Annotated in this window: 23 protein-coding genes and 3 pseudogenes; 14 read left to right on the top strand and 12 right to left on the bottom strand. The window is 41.7% G+C overall.

The window, feature by feature from the left end:
• A pseudogene (locus AACQ81_RS09530) lies at positions 1–135 on the top strand (IS5/IS1182 family transposase); the annotation flags it as partial.
• 79 nt (positions 136–214) lie between these two features.
• Here the strand turns inward: AACQ81_RS09530 and AACQ81_RS09525 are convergent.
• The 6 genes and pseudogenes from AACQ81_RS09525 to AACQ81_RS09500 all read right to left on the bottom strand — a co-directional run.
• A pseudogene (locus tag AACQ81_RS09525) lies at positions 215–718 on the bottom strand (P2 family phage major capsid protein); the annotation flags it as partial.
• Positions 719–740: 22 nt separating this feature from the next.
• Complete coding sequence (locus tag AACQ81_RS09520) at positions 741–1580, bottom strand: hypothetical protein (protein WP_237387082.1); 840 nt, start codon at positions 1578–1580, stop codon at positions 741–743.
• A 134-nt stretch (positions 1581–1714) separates the two neighbouring features.
• Complete coding sequence (locus AACQ81_RS09515; RefSeq protein ID WP_051875292.1) at positions 1715–1957, bottom strand: helix-turn-helix transcriptional regulator; 243 nt, start codon at positions 1955–1957, stop codon at positions 1715–1717.
• A gap of 395 nt (positions 1958–2352) precedes the next feature.
• A complete protein-coding gene (locus AACQ81_RS09510) occupies positions 2353–3093 on the bottom strand; it encodes a hypothetical protein (RefSeq protein ID WP_237387081.1) in 741 nt (246 codons plus the stop codon).
• A pseudogene (locus tag AACQ81_RS09505) lies at positions 3090–4362 on the bottom strand (tyrosine-type recombinase/integrase). Before AACQ81_RS09505 ends, AACQ81_RS09510 begins: the two are co-directional and overlap by 4 nt.
• A gap of 188 nt (positions 4363–4550) precedes the next feature.
• Entirely contained in the window at positions 4551–5414 is an 864-nt protein-coding gene (locus tag AACQ81_RS09500) for a YicC/YloC family endoribonuclease (RefSeq protein WP_237387080.1), read from the bottom strand.
• Between the two features lie 125 nt (positions 5415–5539).
• On the opposite strand from AACQ81_RS09500, the gene rph reads away from it, so the two are divergent.
• Together rph and pyrE are read left to right on the top strand one after the other, a co-directional pair.
• Positions 5540–6283 (top strand): ribonuclease PH, encoded by a 744-nt coding sequence (gene rph / locus AACQ81_RS09495; RefSeq protein ID WP_237387079.1) that lies wholly within the window; start codon positions 5540–5542, stop codon positions 6281–6283.
• Between the two features lie 76 nt (positions 6284–6359).
• The gene (pyrE, locus tag AACQ81_RS09490; protein WP_237387078.1) at positions 6360–7001 is read left to right on the top strand and encodes an orotate phosphoribosyltransferase; all 642 of its coding nucleotides are present in this window, start codon (positions 6360–6362) and stop codon (positions 6999–7001) included.
• Between the two features lie 254 nt (positions 7002–7255).
• On the opposite strand, the gene slmA is transcribed toward pyrE, so the two are convergent.
• The 3 genes from slmA to coaBC form a co-directional block, all read right to left on the bottom strand.
• On the bottom strand, positions 7256–7855 hold the full coding sequence (slmA, locus tag AACQ81_RS09485; RefSeq protein ID WP_237387077.1) for a nucleoid occlusion factor SlmA: 600 nt from the start codon (positions 7853–7855) through the stop codon (positions 7256–7258).
• Between the two features lie 145 nt (positions 7856–8000).
• Positions 8001–8459, bottom strand: coding sequence for a dUTP diphosphatase (gene dut, locus AACQ81_RS09480; RefSeq protein WP_237387076.1), 459 nt, complete (start codon positions 8457–8459; stop codon positions 8001–8003).
• Positions 8437–9681, bottom strand: a complete 1245-nt coding sequence (gene coaBC, locus AACQ81_RS09475; RefSeq protein ID WP_237387075.1) for a bifunctional phosphopantothenoylcysteine decarboxylase/phosphopantothenate--cysteine ligase CoaBC — start codon at positions 9679–9681, stop codon at positions 8437–8439. The genes dut and coaBC overlap by 23 nt, the downstream gene beginning before the upstream one ends.
• 341 nt (positions 9682–10022) lie before the next feature.
• Here coaBC and radC point away from each other — a divergent pair, with 341 nt between their 5' ends.
• From radC to mutM, 8 genes are all read left to right on the top strand, one after another.
• Positions 10023–10715 (top strand): RadC family protein, encoded by a 693-nt coding sequence (radC, locus tag AACQ81_RS09470; protein ID WP_237387074.1) that lies wholly within the window; start codon positions 10023–10025, stop codon positions 10713–10715.
• Positions 10716–10961: 246 nt separating this feature from the next.
• On the top strand, positions 10962–11198 hold the full coding sequence (rpmB, locus tag AACQ81_RS09465) for a 50S ribosomal protein L28 (RefSeq protein WP_092512040.1): 237 nt from the start codon (positions 10962–10964) through the stop codon (positions 11196–11198).
• A gap of 11 nt (positions 11199–11209) precedes the next feature.
• On the top strand, positions 11210–11377 hold the full coding sequence (rpmG, locus tag AACQ81_RS09460; RefSeq protein ID WP_010847629.1) for a 50S ribosomal protein L33: 168 nt from the start codon (positions 11210–11212) through the stop codon (positions 11375–11377).
• Between the two features lie 146 nt (positions 11378–11523).
• Positions 11524–12642: a glycosyltransferase family 4 protein gene (locus tag AACQ81_RS09455; protein WP_237387073.1), complete on the top strand. Its 1119-nt coding sequence runs from the start codon at positions 11524–11526 to the stop codon at positions 12640–12642.
• Positions 12643–12839: 197 nt separating this feature from the next.
• Positions 12840–13844, top strand: coding sequence for a glycosyltransferase family 9 protein (locus tag AACQ81_RS09450; RefSeq protein ID WP_237387084.1), 1005 nt, complete (start codon positions 12840–12842; stop codon positions 13842–13844).
• Between the two features lies 1 nt (position 13845).
• Positions 13846–14949 carry a glycosyltransferase family 4 protein gene (locus AACQ81_RS09445; protein ID WP_237387072.1) on the top strand — a complete coding sequence of 368 codons (1104 nt, stop codon included), beginning with the start codon at positions 13846–13848 and terminating at the stop codon, positions 14947–14949.
• The gene (locus AACQ81_RS09440) at positions 14949–16127 is read left to right on the top strand and encodes a glycosyltransferase (RefSeq protein ID WP_237387071.1); all 1179 of its coding nucleotides are present in this window, start codon (positions 14949–14951) and stop codon (positions 16125–16127) included. Before AACQ81_RS09445 ends, AACQ81_RS09440 begins: the two co-directional genes overlap by 1 nt.
• A gap of 107 nt (positions 16128–16234) precedes the next feature.
• On the top strand, positions 16235–17044 hold the full coding sequence (gene mutM / locus AACQ81_RS09435; RefSeq protein ID WP_237387070.1) for a bifunctional DNA-formamidopyrimidine glycosylase/DNA-(apurinic or apyrimidinic site) lyase: 810 nt from the start codon (positions 16235–16237) through the stop codon (positions 17042–17044).
• 42 nt (positions 17045–17086) lie between these two features.
• On the opposite strand, the gene coaD is transcribed toward mutM, so the two are convergent.
• Genes coaD through waaA form a run of 3 tightly spaced genes read right to left on the bottom strand, consistent with a single transcriptional unit; the run spans position 17087 to position 19618 of the window.
• The gene (gene coaD / locus AACQ81_RS09430) at positions 17087–17569 is read right to left on the bottom strand and encodes a pantetheine-phosphate adenylyltransferase (RefSeq protein WP_237387069.1); all 483 of its coding nucleotides are present in this window, start codon (positions 17567–17569) and stop codon (positions 17087–17089) included.
• Positions 17535–18341 (bottom strand): glycosyltransferase family 2 protein, encoded by an 807-nt coding sequence (locus AACQ81_RS09425; protein WP_237387068.1) that lies wholly within the window; start codon positions 18339–18341, stop codon positions 17535–17537. The genes coaD and AACQ81_RS09425 overlap by 35 nt, the downstream gene beginning before the upstream one ends.
• Positions 18341–19618 carry a lipid IV(A) 3-deoxy-D-manno-octulosonic acid transferase gene (waaA, locus tag AACQ81_RS09420; RefSeq protein ID WP_237387067.1) on the bottom strand — a complete coding sequence of 426 codons (1278 nt, stop codon included), beginning with the start codon at positions 19616–19618 and terminating at the stop codon, positions 18341–18343. The genes AACQ81_RS09425 and waaA overlap by 1 nt, the downstream gene beginning before the upstream one ends.
• A 222-nt stretch (positions 19619–19840) precedes the next feature.
• On the opposite strand from waaA, the gene rfaQ reads away from it, so the two are divergent.
• The 3 genes from rfaQ to AACQ81_RS09405 are packed head-to-tail and all read left to right on the top strand — an operon-like array spanning position 19841 to position 23132.
• Complete coding sequence (gene rfaQ, locus AACQ81_RS09415; protein WP_237387066.1) at positions 19841–20905, top strand: putative lipopolysaccharide heptosyltransferase III; 1065 nt, start codon at positions 19841–19843, stop codon at positions 20903–20905.
• Positions 20902–22032, top strand: coding sequence for a glycosyltransferase family 4 protein (locus AACQ81_RS09410; protein WP_237387065.1), 1131 nt, complete (start codon positions 20902–20904; stop codon positions 22030–22032). Before rfaQ ends, AACQ81_RS09410 begins: the two co-directional genes overlap by 4 nt.
• On the top strand, positions 22029–23132 hold the full coding sequence (locus AACQ81_RS09405; RefSeq protein ID WP_237387064.1) for a glycosyltransferase: 1104 nt from the start codon (positions 22029–22031) through the stop codon (positions 23130–23132). Before AACQ81_RS09410 ends, AACQ81_RS09405 begins: the two co-directional genes overlap by 4 nt.
• Positions 23133–23253: the final 121 nt, after the last annotated feature.

Raw genomic sequence — 23253 nt, 5'->3', positions numbered from 1 at the left:
AGGCATTTGGTTGAAAATGCCTTTCTCCATTTGAAGCGCTGGCGTGGTATAGCGACCCGTTATGCCAAAAATAGTGCATCGTTTCTTGCCGCAGTCCAAATCCGCTGCCTCGCTCTTTGGTTGAGAATCTCATGACGACACTATCTAAGGCAATTTTATCGGTGAGCACTTGTGAACCCTGATTAAATTCTTTCGCGATTGCGTGCCAGCCCCTATTAACATCTTGCCCGCGTTTATAGACATCGGGTTGAGTCGGATAGGCACAGAATTCACCATTAAAGCCGATTCTAATCATGTCTAACGAAACCGTTTTAGAAAACAAGTCAGACATCACTTTAGTAAAATGCTCATCATCACCACTGCCACTGTTGGCAATGAGTGACATTTGTTCATAAGAAATTGCGGCGCAGGTATCTGTTTCTTCTAAAGCATAAGGTGCGCCTTCCATGTTGACACGTTTATGGAATCGGCCGTCAATGACTCTTCCCGTATGGATGGTATTATCCCCTAAATTAACCGTATCGCCGTTTTCTTGGCTCACATCAGCTAGCGTCAATTTATTTAAAAACCAACTTGAATCTGAAATAGCAACGCGTAATAAATTTTCAGAGGGAGGAGAAATAGAAAAAGTATTACTATTGCTAGAGGTGTATTCAGCCCCGCGGGTAAAATTGGCATGAAAAGTTCTGGCCACATCAGGAATGGCGGTAATATACATAATAATGTCCTTATATTTTAAGTTACATGTAGCTCAATTTGTTTTGCGTTCTATTTCTAGTATTGACCATAGCCTCAACGTATTCATCAGCGGTTAATATTTGCTGTAAATGATGATTTTCTTTTTTGTAATAAAATCTATAGTAATCACTTTTATAAATTGGAGTATTGCGTAATGTATATTTATCTGTTGGCGCAGCGCATTGATTAATGACTTTATTAATACAATGTTCTAACTCATCCGTCGCTGACATAATTAATTTACATGGTCGGCTATAATCCCAGTTCATTTCGGATAATAAAGCGTTTAAATATCCTGTTTTTCTAGGAATGGTCTCTAATAATTCTTTTCTAAACCCTGTTTCTTTTTCGGATAATAACCATTCAATAACAGTGTATAATAAACCATAGAGACCATTGATTTTCTCCAGTTTAGATTTCTCATTTTTAATAGAGTCTTTTTTCCTTTCTACGGCGTGATGCATATCCGTAATCCAAGCTCGGTTACTGATAGAATAGCTGTTAGGGTTTTTTATTTTACCGTTTTGAGCATTGTTTAATATGTCAACAAGACTGTTCAGCTCGGCCTCCTGTTTTTCAGGAAACTTTGAATAATTCGATACAACACTTCGCCCCCTCTTAATAAGAAATTTTATTTCTTCTACAGAAGGAATAAGATTATCAAAGTTAAATCCTGTGATTTCAGTGAATTTTTTGATTGAATCTTTCATCCTTGCCAGTTTATATAATTCAATAGTTCGAATCATAAACCCGGTGTTTTTACCATTCTCTTCAAACGGTATGAACTTGTAGTTAAAGATATATGATAGATTTTCATCTTTATAGAATAATATTTCATTCATAACCTGTGTCCTTTTTATGGTTATATATGGGCGTAAAAATTCAACACCTATTTATTGATGTTTTTGGGTTTGTTAGTTATGTTGGATAAGATTTAATTTATCATAAAGATAAATCAATAAAGTTATAAATAAATTTATATAACTATAGATTCTCTTCGTGATTTTTTATTTTCTACCCATTTACGTATTTCTGCTGCATCAAAGACAAAAAAACCATCCTCTAATTCAAAAGGCTGCGGTATCTTTTTATCTTTAATCCAACGGTGTAATGTTGAATCAGATATACCCAGAAAGTCTGCGGTATGGCGTTTACGTGCATTACCGATTTCAGGGTATGGGCTTGTATTTTTCATGCGAGGGTTTTTCTGCTTCGCCATGCTGCTTCTGGCCTCCCTATGTTATGCCTATCTCTGCTGTGACGTGTTAGGAGCATTCTAGGGCTTAAAAAACACGATTTCCACCAAGAATGGAATCCATTGAAACAATCATAAAATCCATTGAAACTATTTTATTCCATTGAAAAATAAGGTTTGCGATGAATTTTAAAGATTAGAATAAAAATCAAATATCTGATAATTATTTTAATTATATCAATTCGTTATGTTATTTGTGTGGTAGGTGGGGTTAGTAATCATGTAACACCATATAAAACTGTGTCATACCCATGAGTAACATTGGCCATCATTGACCATCATTGTTCATTATTGCTCGTCATTGTTGCTTACTTTGTAAGCAACAATATTCACGGGTAGGTTTATGGTGATTTAGTGGTCTATTGGTTATGAACCAATTGTTCATCGCTCTCGTTTAAGTAGTAATCAGCATCTCTTAGTTTGTCATAAAATGTGGAGGAGCCAACACCGCCTAAAAAGTTTTTGTTAATTCCGTCAGCTAACAAGTCTTTGTTCATTCCATCAACTAATTCTTTGATATCTTCATAAATTCTTTTCTTGTTAGGCTTACCTATTGAGCCGTAATTGTTTGATGGTTGACAGCCATTTATAGTTTTTTCTTGAAGTAGTAGTACAAGTAGCCCAATCAGTTTGTAAGTTCCTTTTTGCTCATCATTTTTGCGATATTGTCCCTGACCTTTTTTATTCTGCATCGCTATCTTTTGAACTAATTCTTGTCCACCAAAGGCGTGAATGTATGTTTTCCACTCATCATTTTTATACTTTGTATATATATTGTTTAGAGCTTGTTCTATTCTTGATTTAATGATCTCTAGGATAGATCCTTCTAAAAGACACACGTACGGATATGTAGCACCAAATACGATATCAGATTCAACATCCGTGTTTGTTCTTGTATCCTGTAACGGATTGACAGCGTTTACATTATTCACAATAGCACGTCTTAGCATATCAACATTTTTTGAATGCTCCTCCGGTATATCTTTAACTGCTGCATAAGGATCAATACCAAGAACTGCAAGGGCTACAGCATTAGGACTTGCACGCCCTTGGAATGAAAATAACTTAAATACATCAATCTCAAGTGGCTTCTTAGTCATAAAAATTTCCGTTTAATTTGTTTTATTGGAGTAATGTTGTAGTCCTCGCCTTTTTCCAGTGCTATCAGCAAATCACACCATTGGGCTAGCGCGGCCTTGCGCTCATCAAAGTAATCATGCCTGTTATAGATGCCCTCAACGCCTTTTATGCGGTGATTTAGGCAGCGTTCGGCTACAAAGGGATCAACACCTAACGCGGCCAAGTGGGTTCTGGCAGTTCGTCTAAAGTCGTGGATAGTGAAGTTAGGCATATCAACAGGTAATTCCCGTCTTACTTTGGCAAGCGCAACGGGTAAGGTAGATTCCTGGATATGTGGGATCATGCGATGCTGCATTTTTCTGGCGGGTAGAACATATTGACTACCGCAGGCCATAGCCTTTAATTCCATAAACCACTCTATAACCTGTGGACACAGTGGAATGTCTACCGCATCACCGTTCTTGCTGCGTTCTGCCGGAAAGTGCCAGACCGCCTTTTTAAAGTTGAATTCTTCCCAACGTGCGGCGCATAGCTCCATTTTCCGTAAGCATAGGGCAAGGCAGTATCTTGAAGCTGATTTCATTCTGGCGACTGATTGTGGACGTCCTGAACGTTCTCAGTAGAATGATCAGTTCTTCTCTGGTTAGCCATCTGTCGCGTGATACTTCTTTCCCGCCAGCGTCCGCAACCTCAAAAGCTGAACATGGGTTAATCTCTATCATCTGCCGCTTAATGGCATAATCAAACATACGCCTTAGCCACCGTAGAACATCGGTCGCCATAGTTGGTGCGCCTCTGTCTACAATGCTTTTTAGCATTTCATCAATATGACGAGGTTTCACATCCTCTAGCTTCATATGACCAATGCGAGGGTTAATATCTTTGTCTATGCGTCTGCGGAGTATATCGGGGTGTTTCCAGCGTGGGAGTATTTGGCGCTCAAAATATTCAGCTGCTAAGTCTGATACCTTGATAGCGTTCTTTTCAGCCTCAATCTTTGCCAGCGCTTCGGCTTTGCGTTCCTGTTTCTCTCCGGCAACGTCATAGCCCAAAGCAACACGGGCTGATAGTTCTTTGGTGAGTTCCCTTGCTTTTGATAGTGATAGATCAATGTATGAACCTATCAGGACAGCGCGACGTTTTCCGGCAAATTTATATCTAAATCGCCAAACAGGGTGCTGATAGTTTTCTCTATAGCATAAATATAAGCCGTTACCGTCAGCTCTGCCCTCGAACCGTTCACCCGACTTTATCCATGCCCTTATCTGCTTATCTGTGAGTTTTGGCATTGTGCAATTTCCAATATAAAAATGGGTGGGTACACCTAAATCATTTTCTTGATAGCTAGGGGTACACCTAGGTGTACACGCTAATCATGCGCTACTGTGATTCGCTCTGCAATGCTCTGATATTAAAAAAACCAGCTACAACAAGGTGTATACTGGCTTTATGAAATGTTGTGATTCGCTAAGAAACGTTACTCAATATTTTGAATCTGCTCACGCATCTGTTCAATAAGCACCTTCAATTCAATTGCAGAATTCGTTACATCGGAATTAATTGATTTTGACGCCAAGGTATTCGATTCACGATTAAATTCCTGCATCATAAAATCCAGTCGGCGGCCAACGGCTTCTTTTTTCTTCAGAATATTACGTGTTTCTTTGACGTGTGCGTCCAGACGATCCAGTTCTTCAGCCACATCAATGCGTTGAGCCATTAAAAGCAGCTCTTGTTCAAGACGGTTATTTTCCAACTGAATTTGTGCTTCTTCCAGTTTGGTCTGCAAACGTTCACGCTGCCATTGCAGGATTGCCGGCATTTGCTCACGAACTTTAGTCGCTTCAACTGTTACCGCATCCAAACGCTGTTCGATAAGTGATTTCAGCGCTTGCCCTTCGGTTTCACGGCTTTGGATAAAGGCATCCAATGCCAAATCCAATTCAGCCAGCAGTTGTGTACTGATAGCATCTAAATCTTGCTCTTCGGCAGACATCACACCCGGCCAACGCAGGATATCTAACGGATTAATCGCACCTTCACCACTTTGCTGTTTCACCCAGCTTGCTGCTTCAACCAGTTGTTTTGCCAACTTTTCATTCAGCATCAAGGAACCTTGAGCGCGGATATCCAGCTCAAAACGCAGGTTACACTCCACTTTTCCGCGAGTCAGGCGGGAACGAATGCGCTCACGGATAACAGGCTCAAGACTTCTGAATTGCTCTGGCAGGCGAATATAGGTTTCCAAGTAACGCTGATTGACAGAACGCAGTTCCCACGCTGCATTTCCCCAATCTCCCTTGATATCTCGCCGTGCAAAAGCAGTCATACTACGGATCATAATTCGTTCCCAATTTATAAAATGATGGGCGGATTATAACGCCCCATGTAGATGCAGGATAGGCATTCACCGCTTTAGGCCGTATAATGCGCCCCCAATAATGTTTTAACAACGGAGATCACACGATGAGCTTAGTAGGGAAGCGTCCAGCGGGAAGAACAGCAGGACAGGTGCGTCCTATTAAAATGACCCGTCATTACACCAAACATGCAGAAGGTTCGGTTTTGGTGGAATTTGGGGATACTAAAGTGTTATGTAATGCCTCCGTTGAAGAAGGAGTTCCACGTTTCCTGAAAGGTCAGGGACAGGGCTGGATCACTGCTGAATATGGCATGTTGCCACGGGCAACTAATAGTCGTAATGCGCGCGAAGCGGCCAGAGGCAAGCAAACTGGGCGCACAATGGAAATTCAGCGCTTGATTGCACGTTCACTGCGTGCTGCCGTGGATTTGAAAAAACTGGGTGAATTTACCATTACTCTGGATTGTGATGTGATTCAGGCTGATGGTGGTACCCGAACCGCTGCTATTTCTGGTGCTTGCGTCGCACTGGTTGATGCTCTGAATAAGCTGGTTTCTGATGGTAAACTGAAAGCGAGTCCACTGAAATCAATGGTCGCGGCAGTATCTGTTGGTATCGTTGAGGGAGAAGGCCTCTGCGATCTGGAGTATGTCGAAGACTCTGCGGCTGAAACTGACATGAATATCGTTATGATGGATGATGGAAGGATGATTGAAGTGCAAGGCACAGCAGAAGGCGAGCCATTCAGTCATGACGAATTACTTTCCCTGCTCTCTCTGGCAAAAGAGGGGCTGGAAACTATTTTCGAAGCGCAGCGAGATGCGTTAAAACAAGATCCATCAAAATAATGAATTATGAGGCGGCTGAAGAGTCGCCTTTTTTATGCCTGCAATATAGTAAAAAGATTGAAAAGGAGAAACTCCAATGAAAGCCTATCAGCGCGAATTTATTGATCTGGCACTGAAAAAACAGGTGCTGAAATTTGGCGAATTTACGCTGAAATCTGGTCGCAAAAGCCCCTATTTTTTCAATGCGGGTCTGTTTAATACCGGACGTGACTTGGCATTGATTGGGCGTTTCTACGCGGCTGCGCTGCTGGACAGCAAAATTAAGTGTGATTTGTTGTTTGGGCCAGCTTATAAAGGTATCCCGATTGCAACAACCACCGCAGTGGCGATGGCAGAGCATTATGATATCGATATGCCTTATTGTTTTAACCGTAAAGAAGCCAAAGATCACGGCGAAGGCGGATCACTGGTTGGTAGCCCACTGCAAGGTAATGTTGTGGTTGTGGATGATGTCATTACGGCAGGTACAGCGATTCGTGAGTCAATGGAAATTATTAAGCAGCACGGTGCAACCCTGTCTGGTGTCATTTTGTGTCTGGATCGTCAGGAGCGCGGACGAGAGACACTTTCAGCCATTCAGGAAGTTGAACGTGACTACCAGTGCCAAGTCTACTCCATCATTACACTGAACGATTTAGTGATTTATTTACGCGAAAATCCAGAGATGCAATCCTATCTGGAAGCGGTGGAAGCCTATCGTAAAGAATACGGCATCTGATAACCATCAAAAGCTGAACGCTAAGGCTGAATGAAAAAAATCCCTCGCCCAAGGAGTGGGCGGGGTGAGTAGTAGAAATGGCAACCAGCAACAACATCCAACATATTAATATGGTAGGGAATGCAATAATGATGCCATTATTGAGCTACTTTGTAGTGAACTCAACGAGTCGGTGTATGTTAACACAGCTTAATAAAAAAACGTACGTTATCATTCACCACATGAGTGACAATGAATTACAGTTCCGTAATAAATTATTGTAATTGGGTCAAAATCAATGGCCAACGTACTTCAAACTCTTTTGTTGGGCGATAGCGAAACTCTGAGCGAACAAAGCGGGAAAGCATCCCTTCACAAAATGCCAGTAACTGTGATGCAAGCACGGTTTCGTCATAATTGAATCCCTGCCCATCACGTATTTTTTTCTCTTTCAAAATTTGGCGAAGTTGTACTTCAATCCGCTCAAATAACTGATTGATACGATTTTGTAATCTGTCTTGTTCAAACATCAGGGCATGACCGGTCATGATGCGGGTTAATCCAGGGTTTTTCTCCGCAAACCCCAAAATAAGGACAAATATTAACCTAATGCGAACAATGGTATCTTTTTCATCTTGCAGGATCAGGTTGATACGTGAAATTAAAGAGTCTTCAATAAACTCGATCAGGCTATCAAACATCCGGGTTTTGCTTGGAAAATGACGGTAAAGTGCTGCCTCAGAAACGCCAACGTTTGCAGCGAGTTTTGCAGTGGTAATGCGCTGGCTTCCATCACTGGATTCAAGCATATGTGCCAGTACCTGCAAGATTTCCTCACGTCTATTTTTCTTTTTTGTACGTTCTTTTTCTGCCATGTCTGATAAGACCCCTGCTAAAACAGCAAAACAAATCCTGCTATTTTTGCCCACAATAGTTTTTGCCGAAAATAATTTTTCTCAGCAATAACATTGTAGGCAAAAGATATAAAAATCGGTTGACGGTATCAGGCTTTATGGAAAGTTATTGACGACCGGAGTGACCAAAACCACCACTACCACGTTTACTGGTTTCGAAGTCTTCAACCAAATTAAATTCAGCCTGTACAACGGGCACAAAAACCATTTGGGCAATACGCTCACCTGGCTCGATGGTGAATGTTTTATTACCACGGTTCCAGACTGAAACCATCAATTGCCCCTGATAATCAGAATCAATAAGCCCCACCAGATTACCCAAAACTATACCATGTTTGTGACCCAAACCAGAGCGGGGAAGAATAACGGCTGCCAGTTGTTCATCTGCGATATGGATAGCAATTCCGGTCGGCAGAAGTTCAGTCTGACCGGGAGCCAGTTCCACAGTATTATCCAGACAAGCACGTAAATCTAAACCCGCAGAACCAGGTGTAGCATAAGTCGGTAAAGGAAATTCTTGCCCAATGCGGGGATCAAGGATTTTAACGTCGATTTTTTTCATCATAGAGTTTGAGTATCTCGTCTAATAAGCGGTGGCTGAGTTGTAATTTACCACTGTGAGGTAAATTAACACTACCATCATGCCAGAATAGATGTAATGCGTTGGTATCACTGTTAAAACCGTGTCCTGACAGGGATACATTGTTCGCGCAAATCAAGTCTAAATGCTTCTGCTTGAGTTTTCCGCGGGCGTATTCTTCCACATTCTGGGTTTCGGCTGCAAATCCAACGACGAATGGCCGATTTTCTTCCAGTGCTGCAACGCTCGCTACAATGTCAGGATTTTTTATCAGGGTAAAGGTGATTTCATCACCCTGCTTTTTAATTTTTTCAGCTGCAATTTGTTTAGAACGATAATCTGATACAGCTGCACAGCCGATAAAAATATTCTGTGAGTCTGCTATTGCCTGAACCTGTTCATGCATCTCCAACGCACTCGTTACGTCAATGCGCTTAACGCCTTGTGGTGTCGATAAATTAACGGAACCTGTAATCAATGTTACTTCAGCCCCACGCTCTGCGGCTGCTCGTGCGATAGAGAAGCCCATTTTACCGGAGCTATGGTTGCTGATGAAACGGACAGGGTCTAAGGCTTCACGGGTTGGGCCTGCGGTAATTGTCATACTCAGACCAACAAAATCTTGCTTAGTGTTTAAATGTTGCGTTACCAATTCAACAATCGCCATAGGCTCCAACATTCTGCCTGGCCCAACATCACCACATGCCTGACTCCCTTCATCCGGTCCCCAAATCAGCACGTTGCGCTCTTCAAGAACTTTCAGGTTATGCTGGGTCGCCTGAGCACGATACATCTGTTGATTCATTGCAGGGGCAACAGCAATAGGGGCTGCGGAAGCCAAGCAAATCGTAGTCACTAAATCATTCGCCATACCCGTCGCTAAACGTGCCAGCAGGTCTGCTGTAGCGGGGGCGAGAATAATTAAATCTGCCCACTTTGCCAATTCAATGTGCCCCATAGCTGCTTCGGCAGCGGGATCCAGAAGATCATCGGAAACAGGGTAGCCCGATACAGCCTGTAAGGTAAGTGGGGTAATAAAAGCTTTTGCTGCGGGAGTCATAACGACGCGAACCTGAGCACCGCGATCACGTAAACGACGTACCAGCTCGGCTGTTTTGTAAGCCGCAATCCCTCCGCTGATTCCGAGTACGATTTTTTTACCAGGAAGCTGATTACTAGAAAGTTGTTGGCCGGAAAATCCTGTCATTTTGATTGTCCAGATGTAAGTTACAATTCTCTAAGATTCTACCATAAGAAAATATTGAGTTCAGAACCCTCTCTTCTTCCCGGATCCTCAGCTATCCATATAGTGGGAATTCTGTTATCACCTGCCGTAACTTGAAATTCAGTGAATATCGTTACTCCAAAATGGCAAATTTGCGAAGCGTTGCGCAGACTATGCAAATGAAGCTGGCGATGTTTTTTTCATCATGGAATATTGGGTAAGCGAATATCAGGGTGATGGATTCTATCGTTATGGATGAGAGTCAGGAATGATTCCCCATAGATGGTAGTTAAAGGGCGAAGGATATTGAGGGGAGAAGTGTTATGGATATCACGGTAATGGAAAAAAACGATGAATTGCATTCAAACCTTGCTCCCCGGGAAAAATTGCTGGCTTATGGCGCAGTTTCTCTAACGGATGCCGAACTGTTGGCAATATTTTTGCGTACAGGTACCAGAGGTGTTCCTGTAGTACAAATGGCGGAATATCTGCTGAAATCATTTGGCTCACTTTATCATCTGTTGTCTGCTGATTATGCCGATTTTTGTTCACATAAGGGAATGGGGCTGTGTAAATATGTCCAATTACAGGCAGTATCCGAACTGGCAAAACGTTTTTTCTCCAGCCAGTTTATCCATGAAGATATTATGAGCAGCCCTACAATGACTCAGAGTTATTTGCAGGATCTGTTATCTTGGCAGGATAGGGAAGTCTTTGTGGTACTATTTTTGACTAACCAAAATAAAGTCATCTGCCATGATGAAATGTTTAAAGGAACAATAAACAAAGTTGAAGTGCATCCACGTGAAATTGTGAAACAAGCGGTTAAAGTCAATGCAGCATCAATTATTCTTGCCCACAATCACCCTTCCGGTAATCCAGAACCCAGTCTGGCAGACAAATTGGTAACAGAAAAAATTATTGAAGCCTGTGACTTGATTGGCGTTAAAGTTTTGGATCATATCGTTATTGGCAAGCAATATTGTGTTTCATTTATGGAAAGAGGCTGGATTTAATACGGTTTTTTCACGATCCGGTCATATCTTAGCTGTTCGGGACTTGAGCATCAGCGAATGAGGGCGTATACTACGCCACCTTTGAGGATCTTGGGCTTGGCGAGAAGAGCCTATCTCAGTAAGTTTTTTACTGGGAATATGTGATTCTTTTCAGTAAAGAAAATTTGCTGAGATGGGCTCCTAAGCCTGACGAGGCGGCCACACCCAATACAAAGCTCGAGCTGATTTGATTTTTGGAGAATAGACATGTCCCGAGTCTGCCAAGTTACTGGCAAGCGCCCGGTGAGTGGTAACAACCGCTCCCACGCATTAAATGCGACTAAGCGTCGTTTTCTGCCTAACCTGCACTCTCATCGTTTCTGGGTTGAGTCTGAGAAACGTTTTGTAACTCTGCGTGTATCTGCTAAAGGTATGCGTGTGATTGACAAAAAGGGTATCGATACAGTTCTTTCTGAACTGCGTGCCCGTGGTGAGAAGTACTAAGGAGCTGAAAAATGGCTAAAGGTATTCGCGATAAAATCAAGCTAGTTTCTTCTGCTGGTACAGGTCACTTCTATACCACTACGAAGAACAAGCGCACCATGCCTGAAAAACTGGAAATGAAAAAATTTGATCCAGTTGTTCGCCAGCATGTAATGTACAAAGAAGCTAAAATTAAATAATTTTAGTGGATTAGAAAAAACCCAGCTTTATGCTGGGTTTTTTTATGCCTGTTGCTTTGCCTGATTTACATTAGGTTATGCATGAACGTCATACTCTGTTCAGTTATACTAACGCGTTTTTATTGACCGTCAGGCGTGACTCTAAAATGGCTAAAAAGACTTTGAATATCTTACACACAGAATCATCGTGTGGCTGGGGCGGACAGGAGATCCGTATCCTGACTGAATCTCAGGGCATGATGCAACGTGGCCACAATGTGGTTATCGTTTGCTGCCCAACCTCAACACTTTACCGCGAAGCCCACCATTATGGCGTGCCTGTCGTTGCACTCCCGATTGAAAAAAAACGGCTTTCTTGCCTGCGGGCAATTCGCCGTTGGCTAAAAGCCGAAGGCCGTCAATTTGATGTCATCAATACTCATAGTTCCACGGATTCTTGGTTGGTAGCTGCGGCATGTGCAACACTAAAAGGTATGCTACCGGTAGTCCGTACCCGTCATGTCTCTACTCACGTTTCAAAATCCATTGCAACCCGTTGGCTGTATCTAAACGCCTGCCAGCATATAGTGACAACCGGGGAAAAACTGCGCCAATATCTGCATACACATAATACATATCCACTTTCCCATATGACATCTGTGCCAACAGGGATCGATTTGACACGCTTTCATCCAGAAAATAAGCAACAGAGCCGTCAACGCATTGGTATTCCAAACAAGCCAACACTTGGTATTGTTGCCACAATGAGGACTTGGAAAGGACATCGTTACTTGCTTGATAGCTGGAAAATTCTTCACCAACGCTATCCCGAGTGGCAATTATTATTTGTGGGAGATGGTCCCCAGAGAAAGAATCTAGAACCACATGTTCAGCAGGAAGGATTAACAGAAAGCGTAACTTTTCTTGGTAACCGTCAGGATGTTCCTGATTGCTTAAATGCGATGGATATCTTTGCTCTCCCTTCGTTTGGCAATGAAGGTGTGCCTCAAGGTATTATGCAGGCGATGGCATGTGGATTACCTGTAGTATCCACATCAGTGGGCGCGATTACCGAAGCTGTTATTGATGGGGATACTGGGTATATTATTGAACCCAGAAACGTAGAACAGCTAATAGAAAAATTAGATTTTCTGATGAACGATGCTGAGTTACGTTTTCGGATGGGAAACGCTTCATTGCAGCGGGCTACCCACTTATTTGGGATGGATAATATGCTAGAAAAGATGGAGTCTATTTTTTATCGCAGTATAAACAACAAACGATAATACTTTTCCTATATGGTATAAATCATTACTGAAGTGCATGGCATCAATCATTAACCATTCAATTGAAATATAATCATATTGTTTATATTAAGTATAAGAACTATCTATCGGCTAATAGAACATTTAATAGCTTTACTATATAGTGATCGTGCTTCAAGGCCTGTTATAGAATTGATGATTCAACATTCATTATTATGATGCAACCTAAAAATATTTTAATCATAAATATAGCCCGTTTTGGCGATACTTTGCTGGTTACGCCAGTCATTCGTGCATTGAAAACAAAATGGCCAGAAGCAAACATTGATGTCTTTGCACATAAAAAAACAAGAGAAATCCTTGATTGCATTAATTTAATTAATAATTTATCGACCTTCTCAAAAGGAAGAGCCAAATGGTATGGGTGGTTTTCCCGTCGATATTATGACTTAGCATTAGTATATGGACACGATAAATCCCTGTTACGATATGCTAAACGTAAAGCAAATTTAACCGTTTATTTCTCGAATATTTCTGAGAAAAAATTAAACGAATATACTGTAGAAAAGCCACGGGAACTCATGCCTGCCCAGCAGGAAAGGGCCATGTTGATTAATGCTCTTGGTCTTGAAGTGAGTGATTGGCGGTTACAATATTGCGTAAGCCAATGTGAAGAAGAATATGCCAGAAATTTTCTGCGGCAGCAGGAATTAGAGCAACAATTAAAAATTGGTTTTCAGTTACAGAGTTTTCCCGCCAAAGCTTACCGTGACTGGCCTGTAGAACATTTTCACGAATTAGCCCAACGGATTTATCGTAATTATCCGCATGCACATATTTTTTTATTGGGCAGTAAAGATGGTGAAGCAAGCGCACAAATGCTGGCTGAAAAACTGGGGGCAAACAAGTGTACATCACTGGCGGGTAAAACAACAATGCGACAAAACGCAGCAATCATGAGCCAGCTTAATTTATACGTTGGTGTGGATACGGGAACAACCCATCTAGCAGGTGCTCTGGGGATTCCTATGGTTGCACTATATCACAGTTTTCATCCGGGCCGTTTTCTCGCTCCTCAGCAACACCCAAAACTGGCGGTAATTGAACATCCGGTAGACTATAGGCAAGCCACTCGCCAAGATACGATGTCAGTAATATCGGTGGATAAAGTCTGGCATTCTGTACAGAACTTACTGGAAAATGAACGCAAGGATAATGAATAAAATGAAAATAGGATTTATTGATGTTACCGTTACCGTGTCTTATGGCGGCATTCAAACCGCAGTTTGGGAGTTGGCCAAGGCATTAACCGATGCGGGGCATGAAATCCATATTTTCGGTGGAACAGGTAATATTCGGCCCGCATCAGATGGGCGAAATATCTACATTCATACTTTTCCGTTTATTCCTAGAGAGCGAGTTCCCAATATTGGGCGTCGTTTTCAACGCATTGTTGAACGCTACTCTTTTGCCCGTCATGCTCGTGAGGCGGTTATTGCCGAAAATTTTGATTGGGTGATCTTAACAAAACCCTTTGATTTCTTCTGGCCTAGGATGATACCTGAAACGTCCCATACCAAGTTTTGCTATATGAGTGGTGGAACCAGCTTTTTTAAAGGTGACCGTATATTAGGTAGAAAAATATCCACTTGGGTAGCATGCAGTCATTTCAATGCTTGGCAGATCCAGCATCACTTTAAGCAATTTCCGAACGTTATCTATAATGGCGTGGATACCGATAAATTCAAGCCTACTGATTCTGGTATCCGAACTCAATTAGGCATCAATGAAGACACCTTTTTGTTAACGTTTGCCGGCAGATTGGTGGGCTGGAAAGGCATGAAAGTAGCCATTGATGCGATGGTGTTATTGAAGGATAAGGGTGTAAAGTTACTGATTATTGGAGCAGGCGAAGAGCTAAAACAGCTGGAAAAGCGGGTTTCAGCATTACAATTGGAAAAATCAGTTATTTTTCACTCTCCTGTCAGTCATGATCAATTACCTGAATTTTACTCTGCGGGTGATGCCGGTATTTTCCCTAGCATTGGTGATGAAGCATTTGGTATTACTATTGCTGAAGCGATGGCGTGTGGACGCCCCGTGATTGCCAGTTATATAGGCGGTATACCAGAAGTAGTTGGAAACGAGAACCAAGCAGGTATTTTGGTAACTCCCGGTGATGCTAAAGCGATTACTGATGCGGTCAATCATCTTTTATCTTTAGAAGATAGAGGGAAAAGTATGGGTAGATACGCCCGTCAGAGGATTGAGGCTATGTATACTTGGGAACACTCTGCGAATCGCTTATTGAATGCCATAAAAAAATAATGAAAATCGCCTATATTGACCCTTACCCTGTGCCTGATTATCGAGTTGCTTCATTGCAGATTCTGCAAAATGTTGATGCTTTTGCTCGTCAAGGACATCACGTTTGTCTGATTACTCCAAAAGGCCAAAACCAAGTTCAAGAAATTATTGGCAGAGCACTTCCGCCTTCTGTAGAGTTAATTGCTTTACACAATATCCGCAGAAAATGGTATTTTCCACTCAATACTCAAAAATTGTTTTATTTTCAGGTCTCTCGTTGGCTTAAAGAACATCAGGTTGATGCTATTTTTACTCGCAATATAAAAATGGCGAACTATCTATTGTGTAAGCACCCTGAAATTCCTCATTTCTTTGAAAGCCATGAAGTATTTTCTCAGTCATTTAAAGAATCCCATAATTTGGTCAGGCGGAAAAATCAACGTAAATATCAGAAACTGAGGGAAACTGAAAAACAAGTTTATGATGGCTCTCAGGTTGTCTTCGCTCTGACCTCGCTGTTACGTGAAGATATTTATAAAGAATATGGTGTTAAAACACCAATTGTAGTCGCTCCTGATGGCGTTGATATGTTCGCAGCAGAATCTACAAGATTGACGCTTTCTGGCAGAGAATACCAAAACATTTCCCCAACCCAAGTGCTTTATTTAGGGAGCTTGCATCGTTGGAAAGGCGTGCCGACTGTTATGAAGGCCATGTCTTTCCTTGATAACGCAGTGTTGAATATTGCTGGCGGTACGCCTGAACAAATTACACGATTGAGGCAGACAGCTGAGCAGATTGGCGTAGATGACAAAGTCAATTTTCTGGGTTTTGTTCAACCTAAAAATCGCTTTCAGGTTATTGCTGATAACGATATTTGTGTTCTGCCGCTGACAAAAACCAGTATCGGCAGTCGTTATACCTCTCCCCTAAAACTTTTTGAATATATGGCTATGGGTAAACCTGTGGTTATTTCTGATTTCCCTTCCATCCGTGATGCTGTTGATGAAAATGCAGTAAATTTTGCCGATAGTGAAAATGCAGAAAGTTTTGCCGAACAGATCCAATGGCTGATAAACCATCCAGATGAAACGATGGCAAAAGTAAATTATTCACAGAGATTGGTTGCAGAACGTTTTAACTGGGATCAGCGTGCAAAATTGATTACGAACGTGATAGCAGAAAAATTATCTCAATGAATATTAAGCCAGTCATTCCAACCAAATTTAGCTGCAAATGATACATGAAAACGGTATCTTTATCTGCTTAGACATCATGTTGCAGATAACTTATTCAAGGAGTCGGTATGCCGGAGTTACCAGAAGTGGAAACCAGCCGCAGGGGAATTGAACCCCACTTAGTTGGTAATATAATCCAATATGCTAAGGTCAGAAATTCGCGTTTACGCTGGCCTGTTTCCGAACAAATCATGAAACTTTCAGATAGGCCGATCCTTAGTGTCCAGCGCCGGGCAAAATATTTGCTGATTGAACTGCCTGAAGGCTGGATTATTGTTCATCTGGGCATGTCTGGTAGTTTACGTATTCTATTGGATGAACTCCCTCCGGAAAAACATGACCATGTTGATTTGATTATGGCCGATGGGAAAATTCTAAGGTATACCGATCCCCGGCGTTTTGGCGCATGGTTGTGGAGCAATAATCTTGATGAATGTAGCGTACTGTCTCATTTAGGCCCAGAACCTCTTTCTGACCTGTTTAATGGTGAGTATCTTTATTCCCTTTCCCGCAACAAGAAGACCGCGATTAAACCTTGGTTAATGGATAATAAAGTCGTTGTTGGTGTTGGAAATATCTATGCCAACGAAGCCTTATTTGTTGCACATATCTTACCGGAACGCCCCGTGAATTCACTGACACAGCAAGAAGCTTATTCATTGGTCGATATCATCAAACAGATTTTGCATCGATCAATTCAACAAGGCGGGACAACGCTGAAAGATTTTCTGCAATCTGATGGTAAACCGGGGTATTTTGCCCAAGAGTTGTTTGTCTACGGCAAGAAAGGTGAACTTTGCCCACGATGTGGAGGAAAAATAGAATGTATCAAATTAGGGCAACGCAGTACGTTTTTTTGCCGTGTGTGTCAGCATTAAACACATTGGGGGCGAAGTTCATTGCCCCCTCTGAGTGATAATTTACTTATCTAATTTCTGTAGCATTGCCCGTGCAACTGACTCAGGCAGAAAAGATGAAATATCCCCATCATGCCGCGCAACATCTTTGATTAAAGATGATGAAACAAAGGACATATTTTGCGAAGGCAACAAAAAAACACTTTCCAGTTCCGGCATAAAATGTCGGTTCATATTGGCAAGCTGATATTCATATTCAAAATCAGCAACAGAACGCACACCGCGAATTAAGATGGTAGCTTGTTGTTTTTTCGCAAAATTAACCATCAATTCACTAAACCCGACCACCTCAACATTTTCCAGATGGACTGTCACCTCTTTCGCCAACGTGACACGTTCTTCCAAACTGAACATGGGATTTTTTCTGTCACTGTTGGCGATAGCCAGCAGAACATGGTCAAACATATTTGCGGCACGAGTAACGATATCAAGATGACCGTTAGTAACAGGGTCAAAGGTGCCGGGGTAAATCGCTTTTCTTTTCATCGTAATTACTCTTTTTTTGAGACAGTTCCCAAAGTGCGGCATATTTATTAAATGTGTACTGAGCATTTACAACAGCCAACACCAATCCTTGCTTACCATCAAGAAAACCCGCCCTCAATAGCCAAGTTTTGAAAAATGCACCTAGCATATGCGTTAAAACAGAGGAGTAAGACACTTTTTTACCTTGCTCGTGCCGATGCTTTGCCCAATCTCTTGCATAATTCAATTGCTTTTGCTGAAACTCCATCAGATTGCGGCAGGTCAAATGGCGTAAATCGCCCTTGAGTGCCACGATAGAAGCACCTTGAGTGTCAAGGGATTCATGAACCTGATTATCGTTGTATTGGTAACGTTCACGGCAATAGAGGCGAATGACTTTATCAGGATACCAGCCACTGTGTTGCATGAACCGTCCCATAAACAGATTGAGACGTGAGCAGCTATAGACTTTATTGTCATCAGGGTTGATTATAACTTGTTCAATAGATGCTTTTAGTTCTGGAGTCACTCGTTCGTCAGCATCGATCATGAAAATATAATCACCGCTGGCATAGGATTGCGCGAGCTGCCGCTGGCGACCAAAGCCGGGCCACTGAGTATTTGTGTAGACCTTTGCACCCATCTCGTTGGCTATTTGGCAAGTTGCATCCGTACTTCCGGAATCCAAAACGATGATCTCATCTGCCCAACTTACGGAAAGTAAGCAATCAGTAATCACATCAGCAGCATTTTTGGCAATCATGACAACAGACAGACGTTTTTTGTCACTCATTAATGGCTCCTTGGGGGAAGATAAGGCTCCAGTAATTTTAGCAAGCGCTGAAGCGCACCTTGATTTTCGTGCAGGACTTCTGCGGCATGGTGACCGTAATAACGGCGATAGTCTTCGTCTGTCAACAGGCTACTGATAGCTGAGCTTAATGATTGGCTATCCGTGACAGTAATCAGCCCATCCGCTTTCTCTAACTTGGCACAGATATCTTTAAAATTAAATGTATGCGGACCCATAATAACCGGAATAGCATGCGCCGCCGCTTCCAATGGATTATGTCCACCGCGCTCTATCAGGCTACCCCCGACAAAAGCCAAATCAGCAATACCGTAGAGGAGCATCAATTCACCCATGGTATCCCCAATAACAACCTGTACATCAGCCTCAGGGATCGTACCTGCACTGCGTAATATCGCACTCAGCCCCGCTTTTTGGGTTAATTCTGCTGCCTTGTTAAAACGCTCTGGATGACGGGGAACCAGAATTAATAAGAGATTAGGAAATTGTTTCAACAGCTTGCAATGTGCTTCCAAAAGAATACTTTCTTCACCATCATGCGTACTGGTTGCAATCCATACAGGACGATGGGGAGCCCATTGGCGACGTAAAGTAATCGCTTTTGCCGCTAATTCTGGTGTAACAGAAATGTCGAATTTAAGGCTACCCGTGACAGAGAGCTGAGAACGTCTTAACCCCAGTTCGATAAAACGTTCACCATCTTCCTGATTTTGTGCAGCAATCAATGTGATCTTATTTAAAATGGTTTTAATGAAGTTATTAATTTTCTGATATCCCACCGCAGAACGGGCTGATAACCTTGCGTTGGCGATGACCAGAGGGATTCCACGTTGGTGTAGCTGGGTTATCAGATTTGGCCACAACTCGGTTTCCATAATGATCACCAATTTTGGATTAACGTGATCAATAAAGCGGTTCATTGAACCCGGTAGATCATAGGGAAGATATACGTGGTTAACATCCGTCCCCAGAGCAGACAAAACTCTTTCGGAGCCAGTCGGTGTCATGGTAGTTATGGTAATGGGCAAAAAAGGATAATGATGCCGCAAGATCCGTACTAATGGGATGGCAGCCAATGTCTCACCAACAGAAACGGAATGAAGTAAAATTCCACCAGGGGTAACTTTTTTGGCGCAGAAGCCATAACGTTCCCCCCAGCGTTTGCGATACGCAGGTGATTTACGACTGCGCAGCAGCAGACGTAACCAGATAATTGGTTGGATAAGGTAGAGAAGTACCTGATATAAGCGAAGCAACATTCTATCAAATTCACTGACATAGACTGTGGCTATAATATCACATTGGCTTGAGGAAAGTGTGTAAAATGCGGATATGTTGCGCGGTTTTCCCTAAAAGGATAATGAGATTATCCTATTTATCAGTCAAATACACCTGATATCTAAAGATAGAAGGAGAAAGTAACTATTTTTAGAATATAATGAAACAAGATTTCTGCCTCAATCGCGAATATTGGAAATACAATGGGCAAAATACCCCCTCGATTTGAAAAGATTCTGATCATAAAATTAAGGCATCATGGTGATACACTGCTTGTTACCCCAGTTGTAAATACATTGAAAGAAAATTTTCCTGACGCCGAGGTCGATATCTTACTGTACAAAGAAACAGAGCCGATGTTGATGAATTTCGCCTCAATATCCCATATTTTTTCTGTAGACAGGCAGTGGAAAAAAGAAGGTACAAAAGCTTATATCGTCCATCACTGGTGTTTACTGAGTCAATTGAAAAAGCGGAAGTATGATCTCATCATTAACCTCGCTGACCAGTGGTACAGTGCCTTAGTGTCAAAAATTTCCGGTGCTTCAACTCGTGTCGCTTTTGATTTTCCTAAGCGACAAAATTTCTTGTGGAAAATCTGTTTTAGTGATTTGGTTTCTACCGAAGGTGAAGAATCCCTGCATGTTGTTGAGCAGAACCTATCAGCATTGAAACCGCTTAATCTTCCTAGTATCAATTTCAATGTAACAATGAGTTATAGTGAAGAAGATTGGCGAAAAGTGTCTGATCTTTTGCGCATTGGCGGCATTAATCACAAATATATCGTTATTCATCCTGCGTCACGTTGGTTTTTTAAGTGTTGGAATGACAGAAACATGAGTGAAACCATTAATGCTTTGCAGGCAGATGGACACTCAATTATCGTAACATCAGGCACGGAAGAGCGGGAAAAAGAGATGGTTGAGAGAATATTATCCAACTGTATTAAGGAGAATATTCTCTCTTTGGCTGGTCAAATTACATTACCTCAACTTGGAGCGTTGATTGCCCATGCCAAACTATTTATTGGGGTTGATTCTGTTCCCATGCATATGGCAGCTGCACTGAAAACGCCTTGCATCACGTTATTTGGGCCATCTAAATTAGCTTTCTGGCACCCATGGAATGTTAACGGAGAAGTGATTTGGGCAGGGAATTACGGTAAATTACCTGACCCTGATGATATCGATACCAAAACAGATATTCGCTATTTGGATCTTATCCCGACTGATGTCGTGATTGCTGCTGCCCGGAGATATTTACCATGAAACCTGTGCGCCTTGCCATTGTACGGCAAAAATATCGCCCTGATGGAGGTGCTGAACGTTTTATCTCTAGGGCGCTTGAAGCATTAGATAATAACAAACTAGACTTAAACGTGATTACTCGCTCTTGGCAAGGGAGTATAAATCCTAATTGGCACGTGCATTTGGCAAACCCTTTTAAATGGGGACGCATCAGCAGAGAAAGAGGGTTCGCTGATGCTGCCAGGACTATTTGGCAAAAGGAGAAATTCGATATCGTTCAAAGCCATGAACGCATTGCCGGATGTGATGTTTATCGGGCAGGGGATGGTGTCCATCAACGCTGGTTGCAGCAAAGAGCACGGATTTTACCCTCCTGGAAAAGCAAATTACTTTTTGTCAGTCGCTATCACCGTTATGTTATGGATGCTGAAAGAAGAATGTATTTTGCACCTGAATTGAAAAAGGTCATTTGCAACTCTCAGATGGTAAAGCATGAGGTAATGGAAGATTTTGGTCTGCCTGATGAGAAAATCTCTGTTATCTATAATGCCATTGACCAATCACAATTTTTTCCTGTTGAGGAAGCTGAGCGGCTCTTATTACGACAAAAATATGCTCTTCCTGAGCAGGAAAAATGTTTTGTGTATGTTGGCTCAGGTTTTGAAAGAAAAGGATTGAAAGCGGCTATTGAAGCTATCAGCATGACGAAAGCGTATCTAATCGTGATTGGTCGAGACAAAGAAGAAAGTAAATATAAGCAGTTGGCTAATTCTCTTGGTTGTCATGAACGTATTCGATTTTTGGGAGTACAAAAAAAGACACTGCCATTTTATCAAATGGCGGACGGATTATTATTACCAACGCTATATGATCCTTTCCCGAACGTTATTTTAGAAGCGATGGCATGTGGTTTACCTGTCATAACCAGTGACACTTGCGGGGGAGCTGAATTCATTGTTTCAGGAGAAAATGGGTTTGTGTGTGATGCCCTGGATACTTCAGCTTTAGCAGAATCTATTTCTTTAGTGCCAGCGGATCATTTAACCAGCAAGATCTCAATGTTATCCAAAAAGAAAATAGTGAACTATACACCTGCTTATTTGTCTAAACAGCTTACGGAATTGTATAGCAAGGTGCTTTCTCTATGAAAGTACATATTCTATTTATCATTGATGGACTACCGGGAGGTGGAGCAGAAAATGTCACTATTCGTTTATGTGATGGTCTGCAACAAAAAGGTTTTGATATTACCTTGTTGTCTCTCTCTGACAAATGTGAATATCCGATCCCTGATAATGTTGAGTTAATCATTAATACCGATGAATATAAAGGACCTTTTAGAAGACAGACTGAGATTTCTCGCAGAGCGAAATCCATGGATAAGGTTCTGGAGAAAGTCTTTCTTCGAAAAGGCACTCCTGTGTTAGTGATATCTAACTTGCACAAAACAGATCGTATTGTCGCGCAGTCTAAGATATTGGCTGGCTTGAACATATGGTTTTGTATTCACGGTGTATTTTCAAAATCGTATCTGGAAAATAAAACGGGATTGTCGCGCTGGGTTAAGAAATGGAAAATTCAGCGTGTTTATCAAAACCATAACTTGATCTGTGTCTCTGATGCTGTGGGCTTAGATTTGAAAGAAAACTTATCGTTGGCCCCCAAGAAAATGGTCACGATTTACAATCCATTCAATTTTGCTGAAATTAAATCCTATTCATTAGAAAATAATCCTTATTCAGGTGAAAATTATTTTCTTCATCTCGGGCGTTTCCACAGTGTAAAACGGCATGATCGCTTACTGGAAGCTTTTGCTATAGCTAATCTTCCTTGTAAATTGTTAATTGCAGGCCAAGGTGATGAAAACATAGTCAGGGCGATCAAACAAAAAATTGTGGAACTCGGCTTGCAATCTAAAGTTCTCTTAATAGGTTTCTTAGTGAATCCATTACCGATAATACGGGAGGCTAAAGCTGTTGTATTAAGTTCAGACAGCGAAGGACTAGGCAATGTTTTAATTGAAGCTTTGATTTGTAATACTCCGATTATCAGCACAAATTGCCCTGGCGGAGTCAGCGAGATTATGGTGGGTGAGCTGGAACAATATAAGTCTGAATTGACCTCCCACTCGTTAGCGGAAAAAATGCGACTGGTTTACCAAAATCCACCAGTGATTACAGAAGATATGTACAAGAAATTTGATTTGGACGTTGTTATTGGGAAATATTTATCGTTGATAAAGCAATAAGTGCTCAATAATTACAGACATAATATGGATAATATAGGTCATATGACAACCCTCTGAACCTATGTAGACAATTTCCACAAACAGTAATGTTTCTCTATGTTTTATTTATATTTAGGCCGTA

This window comes from Xenorhabdus sp. Sc-CR9 (assembly GCF_963897815.1).
In the GTDB taxonomy this organism is placed as follows: Bacteria; Pseudomonadota; Gammaproteobacteria; order Enterobacterales; family Enterobacteriaceae; genus Xenorhabdus.
This window is presented reverse-complemented; position numbering and strand designations above follow the sequence as displayed.